Annotated in this window: 24 protein-coding genes; 10 read left to right on the top strand and 14 right to left on the bottom strand. The window is 73.6% G+C overall.

The window, feature by feature from the left end; genetic code table 11:
* Positions 1-25 precede the first annotated feature (25 nt).
* Entirely contained in the window at positions 26-649 is a 624-nt protein-coding gene (locus ACWG52_RS36800) for a TetR family transcriptional regulator (protein WP_390137476.1), read from the bottom strand.
* 99 nt (positions 650-748) lie between these two features.
* Between ACWG52_RS36800 and ACWG52_RS36795 the strand changes: the two genes are divergently transcribed.
* From ACWG52_RS36795 to ACWG52_RS36770, 6 genes are all read left to right on the top strand, one after another.
* Complete coding sequence (locus tag ACWG52_RS36795) at positions 749-940, top strand: hypothetical protein (RefSeq protein ID WP_389806576.1); 192 nt, start codon at positions 749-751, stop codon at positions 938-940.
* Between the two features lie 104 nt (positions 941-1,044).
* On the top strand, positions 1,045-1,260 hold the full coding sequence (locus ACWG52_RS36790) for a DUF4190 domain-containing protein (protein ID WP_389806578.1): 216 nt from the start codon (positions 1,045-1,047) through the stop codon (positions 1,258-1,260).
* Between the two features lie 144 nt (positions 1,261-1,404).
* On the top strand, positions 1,405-2,772 hold the full coding sequence (locus tag ACWG52_RS36785) for a protein kinase domain-containing protein (protein WP_389806580.1): 1,368 nt from the start codon (positions 1,405-1,407) through the stop codon (positions 2,770-2,772).
* Complete coding sequence (locus tag ACWG52_RS36780; protein WP_389806581.1) at positions 2,745-2,963, top strand: hypothetical protein; 219 nt, start codon at positions 2,745-2,747, stop codon at positions 2,961-2,963. The genes ACWG52_RS36785 and ACWG52_RS36780 overlap by 28 nt, the downstream gene beginning before the upstream one ends.
* Before the next feature lie 110 nt (positions 2,964-3,073).
* Positions 3,074-3,589, top strand: coding sequence for a hypothetical protein (locus ACWG52_RS36775; protein WP_389806583.1), 516 nt, complete (start codon positions 3,074-3,076; stop codon positions 3,587-3,589).
* A gap of 140 nt (positions 3,590-3,729) precedes the next feature.
* Positions 3,730-4,530, top strand: a complete 801-nt coding sequence (locus tag ACWG52_RS36770; protein WP_389806585.1) for an arylamine N-acetyltransferase family protein — start codon at positions 3,730-3,732, stop codon at positions 4,528-4,530.
* 12 nt (positions 4,531-4,542) lie between these two features.
* On the opposite strand, the gene ACWG52_RS36765 is transcribed toward ACWG52_RS36770, so the two are convergent.
* The 3 genes from ACWG52_RS36765 to nadE all read right to left on the bottom strand — a co-directional run bounded on the left by ACWG52_RS36765 (position 4,543) and on the right by nadE (position 7,563).
* Positions 4,543-5,304, bottom strand: coding sequence for a GNAT family N-acetyltransferase (locus ACWG52_RS36765; RefSeq protein WP_389806587.1), 762 nt, complete (start codon positions 5,302-5,304; stop codon positions 4,543-4,545).
* Positions 5,305-5,363: 59 nt separating this feature from the next.
* The gene (locus tag ACWG52_RS36760) at positions 5,364-6,593 is read right to left on the bottom strand and encodes a SpoIIE family protein phosphatase (protein ID WP_453127163.1); all 1,230 of its coding nucleotides are present in this window, start codon (positions 6,591-6,593) and stop codon (positions 5,364-5,366) included.
* Between the two features lie 139 nt (positions 6,594-6,732).
* Positions 6,733-7,563, bottom strand: a complete 831-nt coding sequence (gene nadE, locus ACWG52_RS36755) for an ammonia-dependent NAD(+) synthetase (RefSeq protein ID WP_389806591.1) — start codon at positions 7,561-7,563, stop codon at positions 6,733-6,735.
* A 217-nt stretch (positions 7,564-7,780) separates the two neighbouring features.
* Between nadE and ACWG52_RS36750 the strand changes: the two genes are divergently transcribed.
* Both ACWG52_RS36750 and ACWG52_RS36745 read left to right on the top strand, forming a co-directional pair.
* Positions 7,781-12,574, top strand: a complete 4,794-nt coding sequence (locus tag ACWG52_RS36750; protein ID WP_453127161.1) for a hypothetical protein — start codon at positions 7,781-7,783, stop codon at positions 12,572-12,574.
* Positions 12,575-12,781: 207 nt separating this feature from the next.
* On the top strand, positions 12,782-13,522 hold the full coding sequence (locus ACWG52_RS36745) for an SAM-dependent methyltransferase (RefSeq protein ID WP_389806595.1): 741 nt from the start codon (positions 12,782-12,784) through the stop codon (positions 13,520-13,522).
* A gap of 179 nt (positions 13,523-13,701) precedes the next feature.
* Here ACWG52_RS36745 and ACWG52_RS36740 read toward each other — a convergent pair whose 3' ends face one another.
* On the bottom strand, positions 13,702-14,115 hold the full coding sequence (locus tag ACWG52_RS36740) for a nuclear transport factor 2 family protein (protein WP_390137803.1): 414 nt from the start codon (positions 14,113-14,115) through the stop codon (positions 13,702-13,704).
* A 91-nt stretch (positions 14,116-14,206) separates the two neighbouring features.
* Here ACWG52_RS36740 and ACWG52_RS36735 point away from each other — a divergent pair, with 91 nt between their 5' ends.
* A complete protein-coding gene (locus tag ACWG52_RS36735) occupies positions 14,207-14,773 on the top strand; it encodes a PadR family transcriptional regulator (protein ID WP_389806597.1) in 567 nt (188 codons plus the stop codon).
* Positions 14,760-15,566: an SGNH/GDSL hydrolase family protein gene (locus ACWG52_RS36730; protein WP_389806599.1), complete on the top strand. Its 807-nt coding sequence runs from the start codon at positions 14,760-14,762 to the stop codon at positions 15,564-15,566. Before ACWG52_RS36735 ends, ACWG52_RS36730 begins: the two co-directional genes overlap by 14 nt.
* A 42-nt stretch (positions 15,567-15,608) precedes the next feature.
* On the opposite strand, the gene ACWG52_RS36725 is transcribed toward ACWG52_RS36730, so the two are convergent.
* The 9 genes from ACWG52_RS36725 to ACWG52_RS36685 form a co-directional block, all read right to left on the bottom strand.
* A complete protein-coding gene (locus tag ACWG52_RS36725) occupies positions 15,609-17,339 on the bottom strand; it encodes a hypothetical protein (protein WP_390137461.1) in 1,731 nt (576 codons plus the stop codon).
* 182 nt (positions 17,340-17,521) lie between these two features.
* Positions 17,522-18,109, bottom strand: a complete 588-nt coding sequence (locus tag ACWG52_RS36720; protein WP_389806603.1) for a GNAT family N-acetyltransferase — start codon at positions 18,107-18,109, stop codon at positions 17,522-17,524.
* A gap of 43 nt (positions 18,110-18,152) precedes the next feature.
* Positions 18,153-19,580 (bottom strand): ATP-binding protein, encoded by a 1,428-nt coding sequence (locus ACWG52_RS36715; protein ID WP_389806605.1) that lies wholly within the window; start codon positions 19,578-19,580, stop codon positions 18,153-18,155.
* On the bottom strand, positions 19,577-20,308 hold the full coding sequence (locus tag ACWG52_RS36710) for a response regulator transcription factor (protein ID WP_389806607.1): 732 nt from the start codon (positions 20,306-20,308) through the stop codon (positions 19,577-19,579). The genes ACWG52_RS36715 and ACWG52_RS36710 overlap by 4 nt, the downstream gene beginning before the upstream one ends.
* Positions 20,309-20,341: 33 nt before the next feature.
* Positions 20,342-20,926, bottom strand: a complete 585-nt coding sequence (locus tag ACWG52_RS36705) for a hypothetical protein (RefSeq protein ID WP_389806609.1) — start codon at positions 20,924-20,926, stop codon at positions 20,342-20,344.
* 66 nt (positions 20,927-20,992) lie between these two features.
* Positions 20,993-21,769, bottom strand: a complete 777-nt coding sequence (locus ACWG52_RS36700) for a cytochrome c biogenesis CcdA family protein (protein WP_389806611.1) — start codon at positions 21,767-21,769, stop codon at positions 20,993-20,995.
* Positions 21,766-22,413: a TlpA disulfide reductase family protein gene (locus tag ACWG52_RS36695; protein ID WP_389806613.1), complete on the bottom strand. Its 648-nt coding sequence runs from the start codon at positions 22,411-22,413 to the stop codon at positions 21,766-21,768. Before ACWG52_RS36695 ends, ACWG52_RS36700 begins: the two co-directional genes overlap by 4 nt.
* On the bottom strand, positions 22,410-23,174 hold the full coding sequence (locus tag ACWG52_RS36690) for a thioredoxin family protein (RefSeq protein WP_453127157.1): 765 nt from the start codon (positions 23,172-23,174) through the stop codon (positions 22,410-22,412). Before ACWG52_RS36690 ends, ACWG52_RS36695 begins: the two co-directional genes overlap by 4 nt.
* Before the next feature lie 362 nt (positions 23,175-23,536).
* Positions 23,537-24,103 carry a hypothetical protein gene (locus ACWG52_RS36685; RefSeq protein ID WP_389806615.1) on the bottom strand — a complete coding sequence of 189 codons (567 nt, stop codon included), beginning with the start codon at positions 24,101-24,103 and terminating at the stop codon, positions 23,537-23,539.
* Between the last annotated feature and the right edge of the window lie 219 nt (positions 24,104-24,322).

Genomic DNA, 24,322 nt, shown 5'->3' with positions numbered 1-24,322 from the left:
GCCGGAGTTCGGTGCGGCGCCCGCCTCAACCCGGCCAGTTCACGCGTCCGAGATGGATCAGTCGGAGCTGGGCCCGTGCCGTGCCGGTGGCCGCCGACCAGTCCTCGCCCCGGAGGGAGGCGGCCAGGAACGCCGAGGCCGTCATGAACATGTGATCCACCAACAGCCGGGACAGCATCGTCATGTCGTCGGCGTCCCAGCCCGCGCCCAGGTCATCGGCCGCGAGGGCCGCGCCCACCTCGTCGGCGAGCACGTCGAGGTGCCCGGCGATGGCGTCGCGCACCGCGGGCACCCCGCCGTGGCGCTCGCGGACCAGGAAGCGGACGTGCGCGGGCCGGCTGCGCACGAGTTCGGCGACGAGCCGCACCACGGCGTCGCCGCGCCGACCGGCGTCGCCGGTCGCGGCGAGGATGTCCCGCACCGTCGCGTGCAGGCTGGCCAGGGCCTCCTCGACCAGTGCGGTACCCAGCTCGTCCATGCCCCGGAAGTGCCGGTAGAAGGCGGTGGGGGCGACACCTGCGGCCCGGGTCACCTCTCTGAGGCCGAGGCTGCCGAGGCTGCGGTCCGTCAACTCGGCCAAGGCCGCGTCGAGGAGGGCGCGTCGGGTACGGAGGCGTCGGGTCTCACGAAGGCCGATGTCCGAACTCATGACGCGAAGTCAACCGCGTCACACTTGCGCGCCGCCAGCATGACGACAACTGAACCGGGTAGTCAGTGAACAACTGTTACCTGAATGGAAGGACGTCTCATGCTCTTCCTCGTAGGTGCGTTGCTGGTGCTCGGTGTCGTCCTCGGCGCCGTCGCCCATGTCCCCGCGCCCGTCAGCATGGTCGCCGGTCTGGCCATCGCCCTCTGGCTCGCCCTCTTCGCCACGCGCGAGCGCTTCGCGGCGCACCGCCGGACCGGAGGCCTCGACCACGGACGCGGGGGTGTGCGATGAGCCCGCTGCCCCGATCCGACACCCGGGCCCGTACCGAAGCCCGACCCACGGCCCCTACCCATACCCGTAGCCGTGGCCGTGGCCGTGGCCGTGACGCCGACGCGATGGCCGTCACCGGCTTCGTCCTCGGCCTGGTGGGGCTGCTGGTGATGAACCTGATCCTCGGCCCGACCGCCGTCGTCCTCGGCACCCTCGCCCTACGGCGGCGCACGACCAGGCCCGGCCGGGCCCGTCTGGGCATCGCCCTGGGCCTGGCCGACCTGGTCGTCCTCGGCTGCCTCGTCACCGCCGACGGGACGTGGTCCTGGGGCCTGACCTGAACTGCGTCGAGCGAGGTCGGACGGCCGTGCGGAACCACGCCGAACAACGAACCGCACCGCGTCCCCGAACGCCTCGGAACCCCTGCATGACCATGGTTCAGGCCACTAGAATTCGGCCGTACCAGGCGCGATGCGGGGGGCCGAGTGGACGCGTTGATACCGGGTGACCCGACACAGGTCGGGCCCTACCACGTCGTCGCACGACTCGGCAGCGGCGGCATGGGCCGGGTCTACCTGGCCCGCACGCCCGGCGGACGCAGCGTGGCCGTCAAAGTGGTCCATCCGGAACTGGCCCGGGATCCCGAGTTCCGACGCCGGTTCGCCCGCGAGGTCGCCGCCGCGCGGGCGGTGGACGGGCGGTACACCGCACAGGTCCTCGCCGCCGGCGTGGACGATCCGACACCGTGGCTGAGCACGGTCTTCGTACCCGGTATGTCGCTCGCCGAGGCGGTGGCCGAACACGGGCCGTTCCCCGAAGCCTCGGCACTCGCCCTGGCCCGCGGGCTGGCGGCGGCCCTCTCCGCCGTGCACGCCGCCGGACTGGTGCACCGCGACCTGAAACCGTCCAACGTCCTGCTGGGGCCCGACGGGCCCCGGGTCATCGACTTCGGGATCTCGCGGGCCACCGAGGCGAGCGCGCTGACCCGCACCGGAATGACCGTCGGCTCCCCCGGTTTCATGTCGCCCGAGCAAGCCTCCGGGGGCACGGTCGGGACCGCCTCCGACGTGTTCTCCTTCGGGGCGGTACTGGCCTTCACGCTGAGCGGTGAGAGCCCCTTCGGGACCGGCGCCACCCCGGCCCTGCTCTACCGGGTCGTGCACTCCGAACCTCGGCTGGACCACCTCTCCGGGCCCGCGCGGGACCTCGTACGACGCTGCCTCGCGAAGAACCCCGCGGAACGGCCCTCCCTGGAAGCCCTGTTCACGGAACTGTCGGCCGAGGCGGACGACGCCCGCCCGGTCGGTTCGGACTGGCTGCCGGCCCCGGTCGCGCACAGCCTGCTCGCGCGCGCCTCCTCGGCGCTGGAGGCGGACTCCGACCCGTCGCTGACGGCCACCGCGCCCCCGAGGTACGCGCCGACGCGGGTGGACCCCGTGGCGGCGGCCGGGCCCTACCCGGCCACCACGCCCGGATACGGCCCGCGCCCGGCCGGGGCCAGCGCCCGGTTCCGTACGGCGCCCTTCGTCGCGGCCGGCGCGGTGGTGGTGGCCGCGGCGATCGGGGCACTCGTGTACACGGCCGTGCAGAACGGGAAGGACGCGGCCGAACGCTACGTCTCCCAGGACGACAGCGGCGGCACCCCCACGGATCCGGCGCCGGAGAGCACGGACCCGCTCGACGGGTGGTCCATGTCGGACGAGGCGGAGATCCAACTCCCCACCGGCCACGGCATCGACGCCACCGACCTCTCGGAGGCGCGGGTGGGGACGGTTTCGATGTCGACCTGCACCCCGACTGGGACCTCGCCGGGGACGACATCCTGGTGCTCAAGTCCGGGGACGCCGAACTGAACAGCGACTGCCTCGCGGACGAGCGGAGCTCGGACTACGGATCGCTCGTGGAGGACGCCGAGTGGGGCGTCGACGACCTGATCTGCGTCCGTGTCTCCTCCGACCTGCTGCTCGTCCTCCAGGTCACGGACATCCAGGACGGCCAGGACGACTACCTGGAGGCCGTCGCCAAGGTGTGGAAGCGCGATTGATCCACCGCTCCTCCGGGTTCGGCCCGCAGCATGATCACAACCGGTAGGGTGATACGGAAAATCCCTTTTGCCTTCCGGCAGTTCATCACACACCGAAGCGACGCACACCTGTGAACGACGAGACAGACCGAGCCCCCATCGAGGACACCCACTTCGGCGCGATCACCGTCCGCCAGGACGGCCAGGACCGCATCGAGGTCGACGGCGAGGCGATCCCCCACGTGACCGTGGAGCGCGCCCCGGCGACGGAGGCGGACCCGCAGATCGGCATCGGGACCCGCGACCCGGCGCACCTCACGATGCGCGTCGACGACACGGCGGTCGAGCTCCAGCCGGCGAAGGGCCGACTGAGCAGGCACTCGTACCGGGTGGACGTGACGTACGCCGGAGCCGACTACCGCCTGGTCCCGGACTCCGTCCCCAGCAGCCGACTGACCCGCGACGGGACGCACCTGGGCGACTTCTCCTCCGACGGGGACGAGACGGTCATCGCCGAATGGCGGGAGGACCGCGAGATCCGCCCGGCGGACGCGGCGATCGGATACGCCCTCGCCTCGGCGTTCGGCACGGGCGCCCAGCCCATGTGGATGATGATCGTCGACGGCGTGTCCAGCGCCCTCCCCTGAGATCGGCCCCAAGCCCGCACCCGCCCTCCACAACGGCAGGCATCGCCCGAGACAGGGTGCGGGCCGCTTCCCGATCGGGATACGGATCCGGATCCGGCCGGGTATGGCCGGGGCGGGGGGCGGGTTGCGAGACTGGTGGGATGGAAGAGTTCTCCGCGTCACGCGTTGACGCCTACCTGCGGCGGATCGGGGCCGAGCGGCCCGGGTCGGCGAGTCCGGCCGCCCTGCGCGACCTGCACCTGCGGCACCTGCGGACCGTTCCCTTCGAGAGCCTGTCCATCCACCTCGGACAGGAGATCGTGCTGGAGGGCGAGGCGCTGCTCGACAAGCTGCTGCACGGCGGTCGCGGCGGGTTCTGTTACGAGCTGAACGGCGTGTTCGCGCTGCTGCTGCGGTCCCTGGGGTACCGGGTGGAACTCCTGCAGGCCCGGGTGCACTCGGCCGACGGCGGACCGGGCATCCCGTACGACCACCTGGCGCTGCGCGTGGAGTGCGAGGACGGTCGTCCGTGGCTGGTGGACGTGGGCTTCGGCGACCACAGCCACTTCCCGTTGGCGTTCGACGAGCCCGGCGAGCAGAGCGACCCCGGCGGCGCGTTCCGGATCGTGCCGGTCGACGGCCGTGCCGGGGACCTCGACGTCCTCCAGAACGGCGTGCCCCGGTACCGGCTGGAGGCCCGCCCCCGGGTCCTCGCCGACTTCGTGACCGGCGCGTGGTGGCACAGCACCTCACCCGCCTCCGGTTTCACCCGCAAGCCGGTGTGCTCACTGCTGACGGAGGCCGGCCGGACCACCCTCAGCGACCGCGTCCTGACGGTCACGGCCGACGGGGAACGGACCGAGCGGACCCTGACCGACGACGCCGAGGTCTTGGCGGCCTACCGCACCCACTTCGGCATCGACCTGCCCCGCGTCCCGGTCCCCCTCCACCCGCGCCCCTGACGGCCTCGGGCGTCAGCCGCGTTCGAAGGCGTGCGAGTGGCCGATCACGACGAAGCCGCGGCGCTCGTACCAGTGGCGCGGCCAGTCCATGGCATCGGCGGTCAGGAAGCGGAAGTCGCTGTCGTGGGCGGCGGCCCGGCTCAGGGCGCCCGCCAGGACGGCGTCGGCGTAGCCGCGCCCGAGGTGGGCCTCCGAGGTGATCAGGTCCTCGATCTGGGCGGTGCCGGTCGCCCGGTCGACGTAGAGGTCGGCCCACGAGGCGACCTCGCCCGCCTCCGTGCGGGCGCCGATGAACCGTACGATGTCCGCCCCGCGCCGGCGGGCCTCGCGCCGGTCGACGAGCTGGCGCAGCACCTCGTCGTCGACGTCCGGGAGGAAGCCCCGCCAGCGCCGGGTCAGCGGAACGCGCAGCGCGTCGAGGTCCACCTCCTGGGCGGGTCCGGCGTCGGGCACCGGGCCGGTGTGCAGCATCACCAGGTAGGTGGAGTGGGTGTACCCGGCCCGGAGCAGCGGCTCCGCGCACGCCTTGCCGGTGTCGTCGTCGAGTACGGAGATCAGCCGGTGCGGCAGCCGGCCCAGGGCTTCCTCCGCGAGGGCGGGCAGCGCCTCGGGGTCGACGGCCGCGTCGATGACGACCTGGTTGTTCGCACGGGACTGTGCGAACGCGTCGTCGTACACGGCGAACCCTCCGGGGAGGGCCACGGTGCGCGCGGCCTGGCGGCGGGCGAAGTCCGCCAGGAAGGTGTTGACGCGTCGGAGTGCTGGGCTCGGCATGGGCCGAGCCTATGCAGCCCGGGCCGCGGACGCCTTCGAATTCCGGCGTGGACCGGCCGTCACAGGCGGAGGATGACCAGCGCGGTGTCGTCGGTGACGCCGACCTCGGGGATGAGCTCGGCCAGCAGGGCGTCGGCGAGGGCGTCGGGCCCGGCGCCGCGGTGCCGTACGAGGGCTTCGGCGAGCCGTCCCAGGCCTACGTCGATGTCCTCACGGCGCCGTTCGATGAGGCCGTCGGTGTACAGGGCGAGGGTGGCGCCTTCGGTGAAGGCGACCTGGGCCTCGGGGCGGCGGGTGTGTTCGGGTCGGGCGCCGAGCGGGGGGTCCGTGGCCTGGTCGAGGAAGGTGATGGTCCCGTCGGGGTGACACAGGACGGGCGGGGGGTGACCCGCGCTGCTGTAGGCGAGGGTGCGGCTCTTCCAGTCGATGAAGACGGACACGGCGGTGGTGGACTCGGCGCCCTCGACGTCGCGGGCGTACAGACCGAGGACCTCCAGGGCCTGGGCCGGGCCCTCCGCGACGCGGGAGGCGGCGGACAGGGCGCTACGGAGCTGGCCCATGACGCCCGCCGCGCCGAGTCCGTGGCCGACGACGTCACCGACGGCGAGGGCCGTACGCCCGGGCTGGTCGACGAGGTCGTACCAGTCGCCGCACACGTTCAGGGCCTCGGTGGCCGGCCGGTAGCGCACGGCGGCCCGATGGTGGCCGAGCGGTCGCGGCGCGGGCAGCAGCGACTCCTGGAGGTGGAGGGCCACCTCCCGCTCGTGGGCGTGGGTGCGGCGCAGGCGTTCGTTGACCGCCTGGAGCTCCCGGGCGCGGGTGTAGAGCTCGGCCTCCAGGACCTCGGCGGCGCGGTCCCTGTCGGTGGGGCCGCCACGGGCCCGGATCAGTTCGGTGACCTCTTCCACCCGGTGCAGCAGGAGAGCCACGGTTCCGTCGGGGGCGAGGACGGCTACGTTGATCGGGCTCCAGTACCGCTCCTGCCACTCCCCCGGCCGGTCGGGGGACTCGACGTCGTAGCGCTGCACGGCCATCGTGTCGGGCTCGGCGGTGGACGCGACCCGTTCCAGGGAGGCGCGCAGGTTGCGCATGCCGGTGGCCGCGGGATCGGTGGGGTTGTCGGGGAAGACGTCGAACAGGTAGTGGCCGATGAGCTGCTCGCGGGTGCGGCCGGAGGTCGCCACGAAGGACTCGTTGACGTCCACGTAGACCAGGTCGGGCGTGAGCAGGGCGACCGCGCCCGGGTGGGCTCGGAAGACCGCCTGGTAGTCGATCCCGGATCCGTCCACGTCCACCTGTTCGCACGCCGCCGCCCGATCATGAGGTCTTTCCCACGATAGGTGCGGCGGTGCGGGCGGGGCTCGCCGTCGGCCCGGCATTGAGCCGTTCGGCTCAATGCCGGGCCGACGCGGGCCGACGCGGGGCGACTCAGGGGGCGATCGGCAGCTGTCGCTTGTGCTCGGTGAGGCGGTAGCGGGTGACGATGGCCGCGAAGGCGGTCCCCTCGACGGGCTTGCCCTCCAGGAGGTCGTCGATGTCGTCGTAGGTGACGCCGAGCGCGTCCTCGTCGGGCTTGCCCGGGTCGAGCGTCTCCAGGTCCGCGGTCGGGGTCTTGTGCACCAGCTCGGCGGGGGCGCCCAGCTCCTGCGCGAGGGCGCGTACCCGTCGCTTGGTGAGGCCGGTGAGCGGGACGACGTCGGCGGCACCGTCACCGAACTTGGTGAAGAAGCCGGAGACGGCTTCGGCGGCGTGGTCGGTGCCGACCACCAGACCGTCGTGCGCGCCCGCCACCGTGTACTGGGCGATCATGCGCTGCCGGGCCTTGATGTTGCCGTGCACGAAGTCCTGGTGGTGCGCGTCGCGGAAGACCGTGCCGCCGGCCAGCGCCGCTTCCAGGGCGGCGTCGCTCGCGGACTTCACGTCCACCGTCAGGACCCGGTCGGCGCGGATGAAGTCCAGCGCCAGCTGCGCGTCCTTCTCGTCGGCCTGGGTGCCGTAGGGCAGGCGCATGGCGAAGAACGTCGCTTCGTGTCCGGCGGCGCGGGCCCGCTCGACGGCGAGCTGGCAGAGCCGGCCGGCGGTCGTGGAGTCCACTCCGCCGCTGATGCCCAGGACCAGTGCGCGCAGGCCCGCGGAGGTCAGCCGCTCAGCGAGGAAGGCCACTCGGCGCTCGATCTCCTGCCGTACGTCGAAGGACGCGCTCACCTGGAGATCGCGGGCGATCTCCTGCTGCAGGGATATGGACGCCAGGTCGGTCACGGTTGCTCCTCGCTCGGGCCCGTGCGCGGGTCGGCACGCGCCGCCCGGCCGGGGTCACAGTCACGTGTACGGGACGGAAGCACTCTAGAGGAAGGCCGGGCGCCCGTGGCCCGGCGCCCTTCGCTCGGCGGACGTGGCCCGGCAGAGCCCTGGTGCCTCGGCCCGATGTCCCGGGCCCGGCCGGGCCGTGTCGGTGGCCCGTGCGACGATGCGAAGCATGATCGTCTCGCTCGATGCCCTCCTGCCCGCCTCCGGTACGCACGCCTCGACCACGTACGCCGACTGGGTCGCCGCCCACGACCCGGGTGCGGCCGCGGTGGCGCGGGAGCTGGTCGAGGACATGTACACCGAACTCGGCCGGTCCCGCGACAAGCCCGGTCGGTTCGTCGACACGATGACGGCGCGGGCGCGGCGGTTGCCGCCGGCGCACCTGCCGTGGTTCTGGGACACGGTGGGCCATCGGCTGATCGGCCACGGGAGCCGGCCGGGCGGGCGGGCGTACGCGGCGGCGCGCGCGGCCGAGGCCGAGCACGGGCTGCCGGTGGATCCCGGCTACCGCCGGGCCAACGCCCTGCTGTTCGCGGCGGGCGGGGCCATGCCGGCCAAGGAGTTCGGGGCGCACCAGCGTTTCCTCGCCGAGACGCTGGATCCGACGGCGGCGCACACGGCCCTGGAGGCGTTCCTGACCGCGTGGGCGGGCTCGCGGGCGGACCTGCCGGCGGATCTGGTGCGCCGGGTCCGGGCGTCGGCCAAGGCGGCCGGGCACGGGGACGGGGAGGCCGCGCGGATGGTGGGCGCGATCCTGTCGGTCACCCGCGGGAAGTCGGTGCCCGAGGCACTGCTGAGCGCCGCGGAGCCGGTCCTGACGGCCCATCCGCCGACGGACGCCGTGCGGGCCGGACTGGTCGAGGTGTTCCCGACCGGGCCCACCGACGGCGGAGCCTGGCTACGGATGCTGATCGGCTGCGGGGCGACGGAGGCGATGGCGGCCGGGCGGGTGGTACCGGAGGGCGGACTGCCGCACTGGGTCGGACAGTTCGTCCGCATGTACCAGTACGCGCTGCAGTCCGGCGGCGGGGTCTCCCGGCAGCCGCTGCCGGCGGAGTTCCTCGACCTGATCGGCCGGTGGGGGCCGCGCCTGCGGACGGCCGGCACCCCGCTGACGGTGCACACCACCCGGTACCACTACCAGGGCTTCGACGCGGACGTGCTGGACGCCTGCCTGGCGGCCGGGGCCGCGGTGGTCGACCCCGGCCCGGAGGTGCGGATGCGCTTCTGGGGGGACCGGTCCCGGCGGGACCTCGTCGCCCTGGCCGCGGACCCGGTGTTCGGCCCCCGGCTGGAGGGCACGGTCCACACCGATCTGCTCCCCGACCACTGGTCGACGCACGGGCGCCTCCCCGGATCGGCGGTGACCCTGCTGCCGGGCAACGCGGGCATCGCCGACGAGGTCGCCGTCCGGGTCGGCAAACTCGTCGACACCGTCGGCGGCGGCGGTACGGCGGGGGCCGAGGAGGCCATGGCCGAGCTGGAGACGCTGCTGGACCGGCCGACGGTGACGGCTCTCGGCGGGATCGTCGACGCCCTCGCCGGGGCCGGTGCGGCGGGCACGCTGCGCCGCTCGCTCGCCGCCGGTCTGCCCGAGGAACTGGCCTGGCCGGCCCTGGAGTCGGTGTACGCGGGGTTCGCGGAGACGGCAGGGCCCGCGGAGCGCGTGGAGCCCGCGACGGACGGAGGCGACGGAGCGCGCGTGGCGGTGCGCCCCCCGCTGCCCGGCGTGGCCGGAGTGACCTGCACCTGGCCGGTGCTGACGGTGTTCGGCCGCGACCGTGCGGTCGCCGTCGCCCCCGACGGGGAGCGGGGCTCCTGCCGGTTCACGGTTCCCGAGGGCGCGACCCTGTTCGCCGTGCACTACGTGGGCGGCTCCTTCCTGGTGAGCTGGAGCCTCAAGGCGAACCCGCCGTTCTGCGACACCGCCGTCTGGGCCGACCGCCCCGAGGAGCCGTTCGAGCCGCGGCAGGTGGGCGGGCTGCTGCCGTTCGGCGGCAGCCTGGACGGGGCGTACGGCTTCCAGTTCGAGAGCGCCGACGGAGGCGGTCGCCACAGCGGGCTGCACGTGCTGCGGCCCGGTGACACCGAGGGCATCGACAGCGAGGAGCTGCTGCTCGGCGACGGCTCCCGGATCTGGACCAACCAGATCTACGGGCGGCAGCCGTGGGAGGTCGTCGACCCGGTCACCGGGGAGCGGCGCGGAGCCCTGCCGCTGCCGGACTTCCCCGGCCGTGCCCCGAGCGCCGATCCGGGTGCGGAGCCGTCCGAGGTGGGGATGAGCCTGGCCGCGGAGGCGCTGCAGTTGGCGCCGCTGCCCGCCGGGCTGTCCGACTCCCCGCTGGGCAGTCGGGACGGGCTGGTCGGGACGCGCGTACTGTTCCGTACCCGGCACCGCGACCACGCGCCCGACCACTATCTGGTGGAGAGCGTGGACGGGCGGACGGCGCGCTTCGACATCGACCGGCCGGGGCAGGAGCCGTGGGGGCTGTGGGCCGCCCCGGAGGGCGCGGTGGAGGACGTGGTCCTCGCGGAGGCACAGACCCGTACGGGCGTGCGCGCGTACACCGCCGACGGTGTCCTGCTGTGGGAGCTGGAGGGGCACCACTCGCCCAAGCACCCGCGGGTGAGGCCGCCCCGGAAGGCCACCGTGTCGGGAGGCGTGGCCCTGCCGCCCGCCTTCTGGTACCTGCTGCGCACGCGTGACGCGGCCGGGTCGCGGGCGCTGCGGGGCGTGGACCGGCGGACGGCGGACACCCTGCTCTCGGCGGCCCTCGACGATACGGAGGCGCTGCGCGCCGCCGTGGCCCGGGAGTTGCCGGAGGTCACCGACCAGGTACTGGTCGACGCGGTCGTGGCGGTCGCCGGCCGCGCCGCCCGGGTGGAGGAGCGGCGGCGGGCCCTGCACCGGCGCGTGTCCCTTCTCTCCGAGGCGCCGCCGATCGTGCCGCGCCGGTCCGCCCGGGACACCGAGCTGCTGCCCGCGCTGTTCGGGCTGATCACGGACGACGAGGCCGACGCGCACCGCCGGACCCAGGACGTGGCCCTGCCGGCGACGCTCGACGCGCTGGCCGCCGACGGTGCCTGCCTGGCGGGGACGATCGTGGAGGAGGTGCGGCGACTGTCGCCGCCGGCGCCGCCGCGGGACTGGTCGCAGCTGCTGGGCTCGATCGACGCCGTGGCGTGGCGGGCGGCGGTGGCGCCGACCCCGGACGCGGACCGGGCCGCCCTGCTCGCGCTCCTCGACACCTGGGCCGACCAGCCGTTCGCCCGTGCGGGCAGCGGCTGGTGGGTGGGCCGCGTGTCCGATTCGGCCGCCCTGGAGGAACTGCGGGCCGGCGGGACGGCGGTGGCGTCCGCCGCGGTGCGGGCCGGGGGTGCGACGTGCTGGTTCGTGGCGCCCGGCGCCGAGGACCCGGACGGTGATCCCGTACCGGCGGCCGTCGCTGAGGCCCGCCCGGTCCAGGTGCGGCGGGACGACGCCGCCCGGCTGCGGGCCCTGGTCGCGGCGGTCGAGGAGCACGGGCCCGTCCCGGTGCCGGAGTCGGCGGCCGCGCGCTTCGCGGAACTGACCGGTGTCAGGCGGGCCGTGGCCCGGCTCGTCGTGGCCGGTCTGGTCGGCCGGTCCCACCGGGACGAGGACCGTGCCCTGGCGGGCAAGGCTCCGTACCGGGCGACCGCGATGACGGCCGTGGCGTACGAGGAGCTGCGCGCGCGGCTCGGGTGCGCCGGGCAGCGGGCCGTGCTGGCCGCGGCCCTGCCCGAGGACCCGGCCGCACTGTGGCGGCCGGGCGGGGTCGACGCGGCCGCGGAGCGGATGGCCGGGGTGTGGCGGGAGCTGCTCGGGCCGTTGCCGGCCGTCCACGACGAGGCGGCGGACGCCCTGGAGACCGACCTGGGACTCGGGGAGGTGTGGGCCCGGCGGCTGGCGGACGGTTACGCGGCCGCGGCGGACGCGACCGTGGAGGCGGCCGGCTGGGAGCTGGCGGCGACCCCGTACGGCATCGGTGTGGGGGTCCGGGCCGTGCCCCCGGCCGGGCCGGAGCTGCCGTACGGCACCCCGGTGGGCCTCGACCTCGCCGACATCGCGAGCGCACTGGTGTGGGCCTGGACGGACCGGCCCGTCGGAGATCCCGCGGTGGCGGGCGCGATGGACGTGTACGAGCGGCTGCGGGCCGAACTGGCGCGCCCGGAGCTGCTGCTGGCGCTGCCCGGCGGCCGGGTCCAGGACACGTCGGCGCGGATCGCCGAGCGGTTCGGGCCCGGGCTGCTGCCGGTGTCGATGGGTGACCGCGAGGAGGAAGGACCGGTTCCGGTGACCGCGTACGACTCCGGGACCCTGGTGGTGTGCGCGCCCGGTGGTGCCTCGTTCCTGCGGCCCGCGGCGGTCGCCGACCCCGAGGTGTGGCGGCGGGTCCGCGAGGTCACGGACCTCGCCGAGGAATGGGACCGGGTGGCGCCGCTGCTGGCCGGTGGCGGGCTGGAGCGGATGATGCTCCGGGCCCGCTCCGGACCGGTCCCGGCCGGTGCGTACGAGGCGGATCCGCGGCTGTCCTGTCCGGAGCTGGTCACCCGGGTGGCGGCCGAGCTCGGAGTGGGCGCGGACGCGGCGGCGCTGTACCTCCAGGTGGCGACGCTGGCCACGCCCACCGACCGGAACGTACGTCGGTGGAACGGCTGGACCGCGAAGCGGCACAAGGAGGTCCGCGCGGAACTCCTCGCCTCCGGCGCGGTCATGGAGGCCAAGCGGGCACGGGCGGGCCGGACCGTGTTCCTGCCCGGGGAATGGACCGAGCTGAAGGCCCCGAACCTGCCGCTGGAGACGGTCAAACTGGCGAGCCATCAGGTGCGCCCGCTGTGGGGCACCTCGATCCGCGCCCCCTTCGGCCGGGTGCTCCCGACGGCCCCCCTGCACGAGATGTTCGCGCGGGCCTGGGAGCGGAGGTCCGCCGACAGCTCGTGAAGGTCCGGTGATCGGACGGAAGCGGCACCTCATGCATGCGTCGAACGCGCGGAGCGCAGTGTCCCGTCGGCTCGGGTCTCGTCGAGGCCGTGCCGGAGGAGGAGCTCCCTCCGGTGACTCCGTAGCGGCGTCGCCGGGAAAGGCCGCATCTCCGGTCACCGACGAATTACAGGTGCGCGTGGGCGTCGGCGTTGACAAGCTGCCCCGGTGAATCATGAACAGATCTCCGGGATCGCACACGCCGACCACCCCATAAAGGCCCCGCTCGACGACGCATCGGTACGCCGGCTGCTCGAACACGGCGCACCGCGCGACGGCGAGCGGGTCCTCGACCTGGGGTGCGGTACCGCGGAATGGCTTCTGCGCGCCCTGGCCACCCACCCCCGTCTGCACGCCGAGGGCGTCGACACCTCCGAGGTGTCGGTGGAGCGGGCCCGCCGCTCGGCGGGCCTGCTCGGCGTCGAGGACCGCCTCGTCGTACACCGGCAGAAGGCCTCGGAGTTCGTCTCCGAACGGCCCTTCGACCTGGTGGTCAGCGTCGGCGCCACCCATGCCTTCGGCGGCCTGCTGCCGACCCTCGCGGCGGCCCGGGAGCACCTGGCTCCCGGCGGCCGCGTGCTGCTCGGCGAGAGCTTCTGGGAGCGTGAGCCGTCCGCGGAGGCCGTCGAGATCTTCGGTGAGCTCCATGACCTGGCGACCACCGTGGACCTCATCGCCGCCGACGGGTGGGCTCCCGTACACGCCCATGTCAGCACGCGCGCGGAGTTGGACGCGTACGAGTGGTCCTGCCTGGGCTCGCTGGCCTCGTGGGCCCTCGACCACCCCACCGACCCGAACGCCGCCGAGATCCTGCGCACGTCCCACGAACGGCGTGCCGAATGGCTGCGCGGCTACCGGGACAGCTTCGGCTTCGTCTCCCTGGTCCTGCGCCCGACCTCCGGGCTGTGACCTGCGCGCTGTGACCTGCGGGCCGTGACCACCGCGGCGAGGCCGTCGGGGCCCGCGCGCCCTGACGGCCCGCCGTCCCCCGTCCTGATGTGACGGCGCGGGGGTGCGGGCGGCCACGGCCGTCCGCACCCCCGCACCACCGGCCCGCCCGCTCCCGCCCCGGGCGGTCCGGCGGCGGCCTACGCGAGGCCGTCGGCGACCAGGCCGGCGAGGACCGCCTGTCCCAGGGCCTGCACGGCGGACTGCGGCCGGACCATCACGGTGAACTCCTTGATGCGGCCCTCCTCGTCGAAGTGGAGCAGGTCGATCCCGTGGATCTCCCGGCCCTCCACCGCGGCCCGGAAGAGCAGTACCTCCGCCGGGGCCCGCTCGCCGTCGACGCTGGTCTCGGCCGCGCCCTCGAAGTCGCCGACGTAGCGGAAGTCCTCGAAGACGCGCAGGAGGACCCCGAAGAGCCCCAGGACCATGGGCCGCCCCTCGAAGGGGGTGAACTTCACCGGGCTGTAGAACCGGACGTCCTCCGTGAACAGGTCCTCCAGCGCGGCAAGATCCCGCTTCTCCACAGCGGCGCGGAAGCGTTCGGCAGTCTCCATGGCCACGGCCCCTCCTCATACTCATGAAAGTGACTAGTCAGATTCATGAGTATGATGCAGGGGTTGGCGAGGAAGGGGAAGGGCGACCGCGATGGCCTTGCGACATGCCGTACTGGCGGCACTGCTGGACGGCGAGTTCAGCGGCTACGAGCTGGCGAAGTCCTTCGACATCGGCGTCGCGAACTTCTGGCACGCCCTGCCCCAACAGCTGTACGCCGAGCTGGCCAAGCTGGAGAAGGAAGGTCTGGTGGCGGGCCGGGAGGTGGTCCAGGAGACCCGGCCCAACAAGCGCCTGTTCCAGGTCACCGAGGCCGGCCGCACCGAACTGGAGGAGTTCGCCGCGGCCCCGCTCAAGTCCTCCGTCATCCGTGACGACCTCCTCGTCAAGGTCCAGACCGCGGACCGGATCGGCATCGAACCGGTGATCGCGCAGCTCGAAGCGCGCGCGGTCGCCGCCGACGCCAAGATCGAGTTGCTCGGCAGGGTGTTGCGCAAGATGCGCGGCGACATGGACGAGGAGGAGTTCCTGCTCCACGGCGAGCGGATCGGCGGATACCTGACCGGTCTGCGCGGCCTCGCCTTCGAACAGGGACACCGCGACTGGTGCCGCCGCAGCGCGGCGATCCTGAAGGAGAGGCTGACCCGTGCCGAACGGTGAGTACCTGCGCTACGTCGCCCTGGGCGACTCTCAGACCGAGGGCCTCGGCGACGGGGACGACACCGTGGGCCTGCGCGGCTTCGCCGACCGGTTCGCCGAACACCTCGCCGCCGTCAACCCCGGCCTCCGGTACGCCAACCTGGCCGTCCGGGGACGTCTCGCCGGGCAGGTCCGCGCCGAGCAGCTGGGCCCCGCCCTGGCCCTGCGCCCCGACCTGGCCACCGTCGTCGCCGGGGTCAACGACATCCTCCGGCCCCGGTTCGACGCCGCCGAGGTCGCCGGGCACCTGGAGGAGATGTTCGCCGCGCTCACGGCCGCCGGGGCCGAGGTGGCGACCGTGACCTTCCCCGACCTCGGGAAGATCGTGCCCCTCGCCCGGCCCGTCGCGCCCCGCATCACCGACCTCAACGACCGCATCCGCGCGGCGGCCGCCCGCCACGGGGTCATCGTCGCCGAGACGGCCCTGCCGGCCGCCGTGGCCGACCCGCGGATGTGGACCGACGACCGGCTGCACGCCAGCCCCGTCGGTCACGAACGGATCGCCGCGGCCCTCGCCCACGCCGTCGGCCTGCCCGGCAGCGACGACACCTGGACGCACCCGCTGCCGCCGCGGCCGACCGCACCGGGTGGCTCGACCGTGGCGGCCGAACTGCGCTGGGTGGCCGCGTTCCTCGGCCCCTGGCTGGGCCGCCGGCTGCGGGGCCGCTCCTCCGGCGACGGCCGCACGGCGAAGCGCCCCGCGCTGCTGCCGCCGGCCGCGGGCGTCGACCGGGCCGGCTCCTCCGGGTCCTGAGTCACGCCGGCGCCGTCGCGGCCGTACGACGGGTTTCCGTCGTCAGTCCGCCGCGGGACCGGCCTCGATGGGGGTGTGGCGTCGCCTTCGCAGCTCCTCGCGTTCGGCGTCCGGGATCGTCATCGACTCGGCGAGCAGGGCGGCGAGCGCGTCGACCTGCGCGGTGCCGATGTCGGCGTGGAAGAGCCATCGGATGTTGTCGTCGCGCGTGATGAGATCGACCGCCGGACGCCCGCTCCTGTCCTGCGGGGTGGTGGTCGCCGCTCGGACGTAACGTACCTGGTCGATCGGGATGTCCAGGCGGATCTCACCCTGTTCGAGGAACGCGGTCGTCCTGGCCGTGATGATGCGGCGGTCCGTGACGACGACGAGCGTCTTCGCCGCCGCCCTGTCCTTGTCCCTCGCCGCCGCGAGCTTCTCCTTGGCTCCGCTGAAGATCGCGGACATCGGACCGAGCGCGTCGACCTGGTCCGGGAAGCCGAGGAGCCGCAGGGTCTCGCCGTCCTCCAGGAACCATCGCAGGATGCGGAGGTACGGATCGAGGGCCAGCGATTCGGGTGCGCAGACGACCTCCGGAACCTTGAGCGGAGGGACGGGCGGATGGAGTACGTCGGCCAGCGGCTGGATCGCCTCCAGCAGACGGGCGGAGGTCTGGCGGGCGGCGATCGAGTCCCGCCGCTTCCCCGGCAGGGACAGCGTCTCGCGTCCGGGGAGCTCGGCGATGATGCGTAGCTCCCGCGTCAGCGCGTCCACGAGGCGCCGGGTCTCGGCGAGAGCGGAGCCGAGCTCCTCGCGGAGGTCGCGCACGATGACGTCGACGAGCCGGGCCTCGTCGGCGTCCTCGCGTCCCGCCTCGCGTGCCCGCGCGGCACGGAGCGCCTGATACCCGGTCCACGCCTTGATCGACGACAGCAGCGCGTGCGCGTCGAAGACGATCGCCTCGGCGTTCGTCTCCAGGTGCTCCCTGCGCGCAGGTGGGTCGAGTCGCCGGACCTTCCGGATGTGGCCCTGGACGTTCTGCCGGTACAGATCGAGCTGTTTGCTCAGCGCCGCTTCGCTTCCCGCGACGTTCTCCCACAGGGACGTCGGAACCGATCCGACCTTCCGCGCCTGGTCGACCGCGCGATCGACGGTGGTGACGAGCCCTGTCAGCTCGGACCACTGCCCCTGGCGGATGGTCGTGAGGACCTGGCTCGTCAGGGCGATGTTGGTTGCGACCAGGCCGGTGAGCTCGCTCAGTTCCATCTGCAGGGCGACCATGGCCAGCGCCTGCCCCATCTCGGCAGCGGCCTTCAGCTTGCTCACGGCGGTCACGGGGATCAGGCGGGCCTGCTTGAAGCCGCCTTCGAAGAGCACGGTTCCGAGGTTCGCGCCGTCCTTGACGGCGAGCGTTCCACCGGCCTGCAGGAGGGCCCGTGTCGCGTCGCTGAGTTTGTAGAGCCCCTGCGCGCCGGCGAACGCGGTGCCGAGGCCGCCGGCCAGGGTCGCCGTGTTTCCGATCGAGGCGACGACGGTGGCGATCTGGCTCCGGTCGGCGGCCGACACGAGCCCGAAGTCGATCAAGCCGAGTTCGAGCTCCGCCGGGACCTCTCCGAAGACCACGGCGATGCCGGGGAGCACCTCCGCCAGTACCGTCGACGCCGCCGTCGCGTCGATGTCCGCGTCGATGTCCGCGTCGGGTATCGGATCGCCCGCGGCGGGCGGGTCGGTGGGATCGCTCTCACCGCTGCGCTCAGGCTCGACGTTCTCCATCGAGTCCGAAGGGTCCTGCATGGGTTCTCCTCACCGCGGGGGCGCGCAACGGCCGGACCTCGTCCGGGTCCACGGGCGGAGTCTACGGCTCGGCGCCCTACGGTTCGGCCCGAATCCACGGGGCCGGTTCCGGACCCGCCGCACGAGGCGGGCACGAGCGCGCGCCTCCCACCGCGCCACCCTCCTGACGGTTCGCCGCAGGATCAGATGTCGCCCTGGACCAGGGCGTGCAGATGCTGGTCGTGCCAGCCGTCCGCGTGCAACAGCGCGCTGCGCTGGGTGCCTTCCAAGGTGTATCCGGCCTTGTCCGCCACACGGCACGATGCCGGGTTCGCCGTCGAGTGGCACAACCGCAGCCGGTGCAGGCCGAGATCGTCCAGCGCCCATCGGCTGACCCGCCGGGTCGCCTCGACCGCGACGCCCGCACCGCGTGCCGCGGGCAGCAGCCAGTAGACGATCTCCGCGCTACCACCCCGGAGGTCGATGTCGCCCCAGCCGATCAGGCCCACGGGCGCACCGTCCGGCCGGGCGACGGCCCAGATCGCGGCGAGCTCGGCCCGCCATCGCCGGCGCATGCGCTCGATCCTCTGCCGCGCCTCTTCGGGAGAGTTCACCAGCAGCCGGTTCCAGAGACGGATCGTCCGGTCCTGGCCGGCGGCGAACAGGACGTCCGCGTCGTCCGCCTGCCAGGGGCGCAGCTCCCACCCACCGGACAGCGTGAGCACGGGCTGCTCCGCCCGGGCCATCCGGCCTGCGGGAACGACGTGCGGGATCGGCGAGTTGGAGATCATCGCGGCATCCTGCCACAGCTCCCGACCCGGGGCGCGCGTACGGTCACCGCTTGCGCGGCCACCATCCGGCGCGCCTGCGTGAGCCGCGCGGGCCGCGCTCGGAGCGCAGGGACGCTGCCAGGGCGAAGACCACGGTGATGTGCGCGCCTCCCCGCGGGGCGTGCGCGATCCGCATCGAGCCTCCGGTGACGGCCGCGGCCCTGCGGGCGATGTCGAGGCCGAGTCCCGAAGAGCCCGTGCTGCTGCCGCGGGAGAGGGCGCGGTCCGGTTCCGGGATGCCCGGTCCGGAGTCCTCCACCACCAGCTCCACGGCCTGGGCGGTACGGGCGACACGGACCGCGAACGCGGTACCGGGCGGGGTGTGGCTGAAGACGTTGCCGATGAGCGCGTCCACCACCGCGGCGATGTCGTCGTCGCTGAGGCTGACGGCCGTGGGCTCCTGGGTGATGTCGAGGGAACAGGCCCGGTCCTGCTGCTCCGCCAGGACGGCCCAGAAGGCGGTCCGGCGCCGTACGACATCGGCGACCTCGGAGCGGGAACGCTCGGACGGGCCGGTCGGCCCCGTCGACCCTGGCGCGGTCGCCTGCGGGATCGAACCCGTCTCCGCGCTGCGCATGCCGTGGCCCATCGGGCCCACGGCGAGCGGGGTGCGCGCCGCGGCGATGATGGCCTGGAGTTCCGACTCCAGCGCGTGCACCGCCGCCTCGACCCTGGCCGACTCGGGTGTGCCCGCCATCCGTTCCGATGCCAGGTGCAGCGCGGTCAGCGGGGTGCGCAGCCGGTGGGAGAGGTCGGCGACCAGTTCGCGCTCGATGGCGAGCAGTTCGGTCATGCGGTGGGCCATGGCGTTGAAGGCGACGCCCGCGTCGCGCAGTTCCTTGGGGCCCATGGGCTCCACCCGGGTGTCCAGATTGCCCTGACCGAGGGTGTGCGAGGCCTGGGCGAGCTTCTTGGAGGAGCGGACGACCTTGGCGCCGAGCCGGTCGGCGACCAGGACCGAGCCACCGACCAGGCCGATCGCGAGGAGCAGCATGACCGCCCAGGAGGCCTTGACCCCACGGGTCAGCTCCTCGTCGGGGACGAAGTTCTCGATGACGGCGACCCGGTCGCCGGGGAGGACCACCGGCTGCAGGCAGATCCATCCGCCGGGGGTCTTCTGGGAGATGGACTCGCGTCCCTGTTGGGCGCGTTCGAGCAGTTTCACGGGGGCTTGGGAGTCGCCGAGGCTCTGGGCGTCGGGGAGGTGGATGACCAGGTGTTCGGCCTCGTCGAGTCCGGCGGCGGATTCCCGTAGCGCGGAGGGATCCGTGGTGAGCGTGAGGACGGGTGCGAGGGCGGCGGCGCGCTGCTCGGCCGCGGTGACGCTCTGCTCCTTGACCAGCGACATCACCAGGGCGCCCAGGGGTATGAGGAAGGAGAGGGCGACCATGGACGTCACCGCGAGCGCGACTCCCGCCAGTGAGCGTCTCACCGCGGGGCCACCAGTTTGATGCCGACGCCGCGGACCGTCAGCAGGTAGCGCGGGGCCGCCGCGCGCTCGCCGAGTTTGCGGCGCAGGGACGACAGGTGCACGTCGACGGTCTGGTCGTCGACGTACGGCTCGCGCCAGACCTCGGTCAGCAGTCGGCGTTTGGAGACGACCTGGCCGGTGTGGTGGGCGAGGAAGGCCAGGAGGTCGAACTCCCGCCGGGTGAGGTGGAGCTCCCGGCCGGCCAGGTACGCGGTGCGCGCGCCGGGGTCCACCGCCAGCTCGCCCACCGTGGTGGCCCCCATCGGGTCGGCGGCCGGCGCGGGCCGCGCGCCCTGCGCGGTGTGGGCTGTGCCGTTGGGGGACACGTGGCTGGTGCGCCGCAGGACGGCGGAGAGGCGGGCGATGAGCTGTCCTCCGGAGAAGGGCTTGACCAGGTAGTCGTCGGCGCCCGCGTTGAGGAGCTTGATGATTTCGGTCTCGTCGTCGCGTGCGGTGGCGACCAGGACGGGGACGGACGATATGCCCCGGATCATGCGGAGTGCGTCTCCCCCGTCCAGATCGGGCAGGCCGAGGTCGAGGACCACCGCGTCGACGGGCGTCTGGGTGACCTCGCGCAGGGCGCCGAAGCCGTCGCCCACGCTGCGTACGGCATACCCGTGCTCCGCCAGGACCTCGATGAGTGACTGGCGGATGCTGGGGTCGTCTTCCACGACCAGGACGCTGGGCATGGGCACACCTTAGGGGTTCGGTCCACGCCCCTTTCAGTGGGTGTCGAAGGTGGGGCCGTCGTCGGTGAGGCGCAGGTGTACGGGGTGGTCGGCGACCGGAATGGTGCAGCCTTCCTTCGCGCTGCAGCTGGCGTAGCCGAGCAGCACCGTGGCGTCCCCCTTGCCATCGGCGCGGACGGGCAGGGTGGTGGTGACCGGGCCGTCCGGGTAGACGGGCATCGGGGCGTCGACGCCGGGGACGGTGATGGACCGTACGTCGGCGGCGGCCGTCAACTTCCCGTCGGTCTTGAGGACACCGGTGACGTTCACCGCGGTCGGCCGGCCCACGCCTTCTATGCCGGTGGGCGGCAGTTCGGTGCTGTACAGGTGGAAGCCCTTCTTCTCGGGGGTGAAGACGGCGGTCAGCGTGCCCTTCGAGGCCTGCCAGTCGGCCACCGAGAGGGTGACGGTGACCCCGTTCTCGGTGAAGGTGGTCGTGGGCGACTGCGCCTTCGCCGCGGCGGCGGCCGGGGCCTTGTCGGCGGACTGGTCGCCGCAGGCCGTGAGCGCGGCCAGGGAGAGGAGGGCGACCACGGTCCGGGTCGTCCGGGTACGGGTGATGCGCGAGGAAAGGTTCATCTGTGTCTCTGTGCCTCTTGTGTCGGGAAGACGAATCGAATCGGGTCGGTACGGGGGTCCGTCCGCTCACACGGCGGTGGTGAAGTCCGCGCTCCACAGCTGCAGTCGGTACACCAGGTCGTTCCACACCCCGGCGGCCAGCAGTACGCCGACGAGTACGAGCATTCCGCCGCCGATCCGCAGGACCCACGCGTAGTGGCGTTTGACCAGGCCGAAGGCGCCCATGGCGCGCCGGAAGGCCAGCGCGGCCAGGACGAACGGCAGCCCGAGGCCGAGACAGTAGGTCGCCATCAGCAGCGCCCCTCGGCCCGCGCCGGCCTCGCTCCAGGCCAGCGCCTGTACGGCGGCCAACGTCGGGCCGATGCAGGGCGTCCAGCCGACCGCGAACACCGCGCCCAGCAGGGGGGCTCCGGCCAACCCGAGGGTGGGACGGTGGTGGCTGCGGAACTCGCGTTGGGTGAATCCCGGCAGGAACCCCATGAAGGACAGCCCCATCAGCACGGTGAAGACACCGAGCACCCGGGTGATCACCTCCTGGTGGGCCAGCAGGGTGCGGCCGAAGTACCCGAAGAGGGCGCCTCCGGAGACGAGGACCGCCGTGAAGCCGAGGACGAAGAGCAGGGCGCCGACCGCCATCCTGCTGCGGCGCCCGCCGCGGGCCTCCGCCAGGTCGGAGACCGACAGGCTGGTCACGTAGCTGAGGTAGCCCGGTACGAGCGGCAGCACGCACGGCGAGAGGAAGGAGACGAGTCCCGCGAGGAACGCCACCGGAGCGGCGACGACCAGGGTCCCGTGGAGGAGGGAGGGGGTGTCCGCGGCGGCGAGTACCAGGCCCGTCGTCATGCCGTCTCCTCCAGCACCCGGGCGATCAGGGGGCCGAGTTCGTCCTCGGTGACCGCGCCGCCGATGCTGACGGCGATGCGGCCGCGGCGGTCGATCACGAGGGTGGACGGGATCGCCTGCGGGTTGAGGAGGGCGGGGGGAAAGCGGAGCAGGAGCTCCCCGGTGGGGTCGTGGAGGCTGGGGAAGTCGAGGCCGTGGGCACGGACGAAGGAGCGGGCCGCCGCGCGGTCCGGGTCGCGCGTGTTGATCCCGAGGAACCGGACGCCCTGGTCCCGGGTCCGCCGTTCGATCCGTGCCAGGTCGTCCGCTTCCCCGCGGCAGGGCCCGCACCAGGACCCCCAGACGTTGACCACGACGACCTGTCCCCGGAAGTCGTCGAGCCGGACCGGCTTCCCGTCGAGCGCGTCGCCCGCCGTCGCGGGCGCTGCGGGTCGGTCGGCGGGGGCGATGACCGCGGCCTCGGCCGCCGCCTTGACCACGGCGCCGGCGGTGGTCACCGAGCCGGCCGCCGCCTCCGCGCGACTGCCGTCGGCGGCGACGGAGCCGACGGCGGCGAAGACACAACCGGCCGCGGCCGCCACGAGGGCGGCTCCGGCCAGGGCCGCCGTACGCACCTGGGCCCCGCGCGGGCCGACCGGTCTCACGCGGCCCACTTGCGCAGGAAGGCGTTGATCCCCTCCGCCGTCAGGGACGGGTTGCCCGTGGTGTGGGTGTCGGTACGCACCTTGCCGGACGAGTTGAGGACGACCAGCACGGGCATCGTGTAGGTACCGCCGCCGGGGCTGTACTTGCGCAGGAGCGCGGAGTTGGCGGAGCTGTTGCCACCGATGTCGATCTTGACCAGGTGGTACGAGGCTCCGAGGATCGCGGTCGTCTGCGGCTGGGCGAACACCTTGTCGGCCGCCTTGCAGTTGCCGCACCAGTTGGCCCCGAAGTCGAGCAGCACCATCCTTCCGTCGGCCTTGGCGGCGGCCAGTGCGGCGTCGACCTGCTTCTGCCCGTCGGCGGAGCTGTCGTAGCCGGGCCCGGGGACCCGGGCGGGGGTGGCGGGCGCCGCGGACGTACGGGCGGGCTTGGGGGCCGTGGAGGCGCTCTTGGACCGGGAGGGCGTCGGCGAGGAGGAGGCCTGGGTGGTGGCGGACGCCGACGGCGAGGCCGACGCGCTCGGGGAGGCCTCGGTGGACGCGGAGGCAGACGGCGTGGCGGGGCCGAGGGCGGCCGCCGACTGTCCGAGGGTGGTCGGCGAGGCGGAGCCGACGCTCTCGGAGGACGGTCCGCAGGCGGCGCACAGCCCGGCCGCGACCACGGCGGCGGCGACGAGCGGCAGCCGAACACCCAGGGGCGTGGCGGAGCGGGGCTGCGCGGCGTGGCCGGCACGGACGGGTCGGTGTATGCGAGAAGTCATGGCGAAGACACCCCAAGGCGCGCGGAGAACTACGGGAAGGGCGAGAAGCCTCCCGACTCGATGAAGCCGGTGGTCCGACGGTTCGCCGGGGCGGTGTGCCCGGGCGCCGAAGGCCGATCGGCTGACGTGAGCATAGGACCGCGGCGGGCCCCGGGAACCGCCTGAGTGCGATCTTGAGGTTCCCCTAAGGAAGAGCTCACCTTCCGCTTCGTCGGGACCCGTCCGATGAGCGCATACGGGGAGGCAATCCTCGCGAAAGGGATCAGGGGGACGAGCGGTGCGGACGGCCCGAAGCGGTCACGCCCCCGTCGTCACGCCCCTCTTGGGGGCGCCCTGCGGTCGAAGGGTCGACCGGACCGCCGTCAGAACGACGTCTCGCGCACGCTGGCCTTGGCCACCGGGTCGATGGTCGCGGTGACGACCGACCGGTGGTCCGATCCGCTGAACGTGACCGTCAGGGTGTCGTCGTCGGTCTGCGAGGTGGTGGCCTTGAAGCCGCGGCTCGGGACCGCGGAGATCAGACACACGCCCCGGCTCCCGTACCGCACCGTGACCTTGCCGCCCTGCGAGGGGACGGTGTGCAGGCCCGGCCCGCCGCTGCCGCAGTCGACGCCGGGTTTGGGCGCGGCGGTCCGGGCGGTCGCCGAGGGCTTCGTGGACGGGGAGGACGGAGCCGAGGGGGTCGGGGCCTCGGTCGCGGTGGGCGAGGGGCTCGGGGACGCGGAGGCGGTCGGGGACGGCGTACCCGGCGAGGGGTTCTGCACCGCCGGCCACGCCGGCGGTGAGTCGAAGACCATGGGCGCGGACCGGGCCACCGGGGGCGTGTGGCGGGTGGAGCCGACCACGAACTGGACCGTGGCGAGCACGGCCGTCACGCTGGTGGCCGTGCACGACAGCCATATGAACAGGTAGCGCGGAAATCGAGGCACGGCCCCATAGTGGCGGACGGACCGGGCCGCGCGTCACCACCTCCCCCGTCCAACGGGTGCCCGCCCCCGGCACCCCCCGGCGCGGGGGGCGGGCACGCGGACGTCCCCCGACCCGGGTGCGGGTCGGGGGACGTGTGCGGCCGGGCAGCGGCCGGGGGGATGTGGCCGATGCCGCGAGGCCGGTGGGGGGGTGGCGGGTATGGGGTATGGGGGGCGGTG

The sequence above is a fragment of the Streptomyces sp. CLCI03 genome (assembly GCF_053615355.1).
This window is presented reverse-complemented; position numbering and strand designations above follow the sequence as displayed.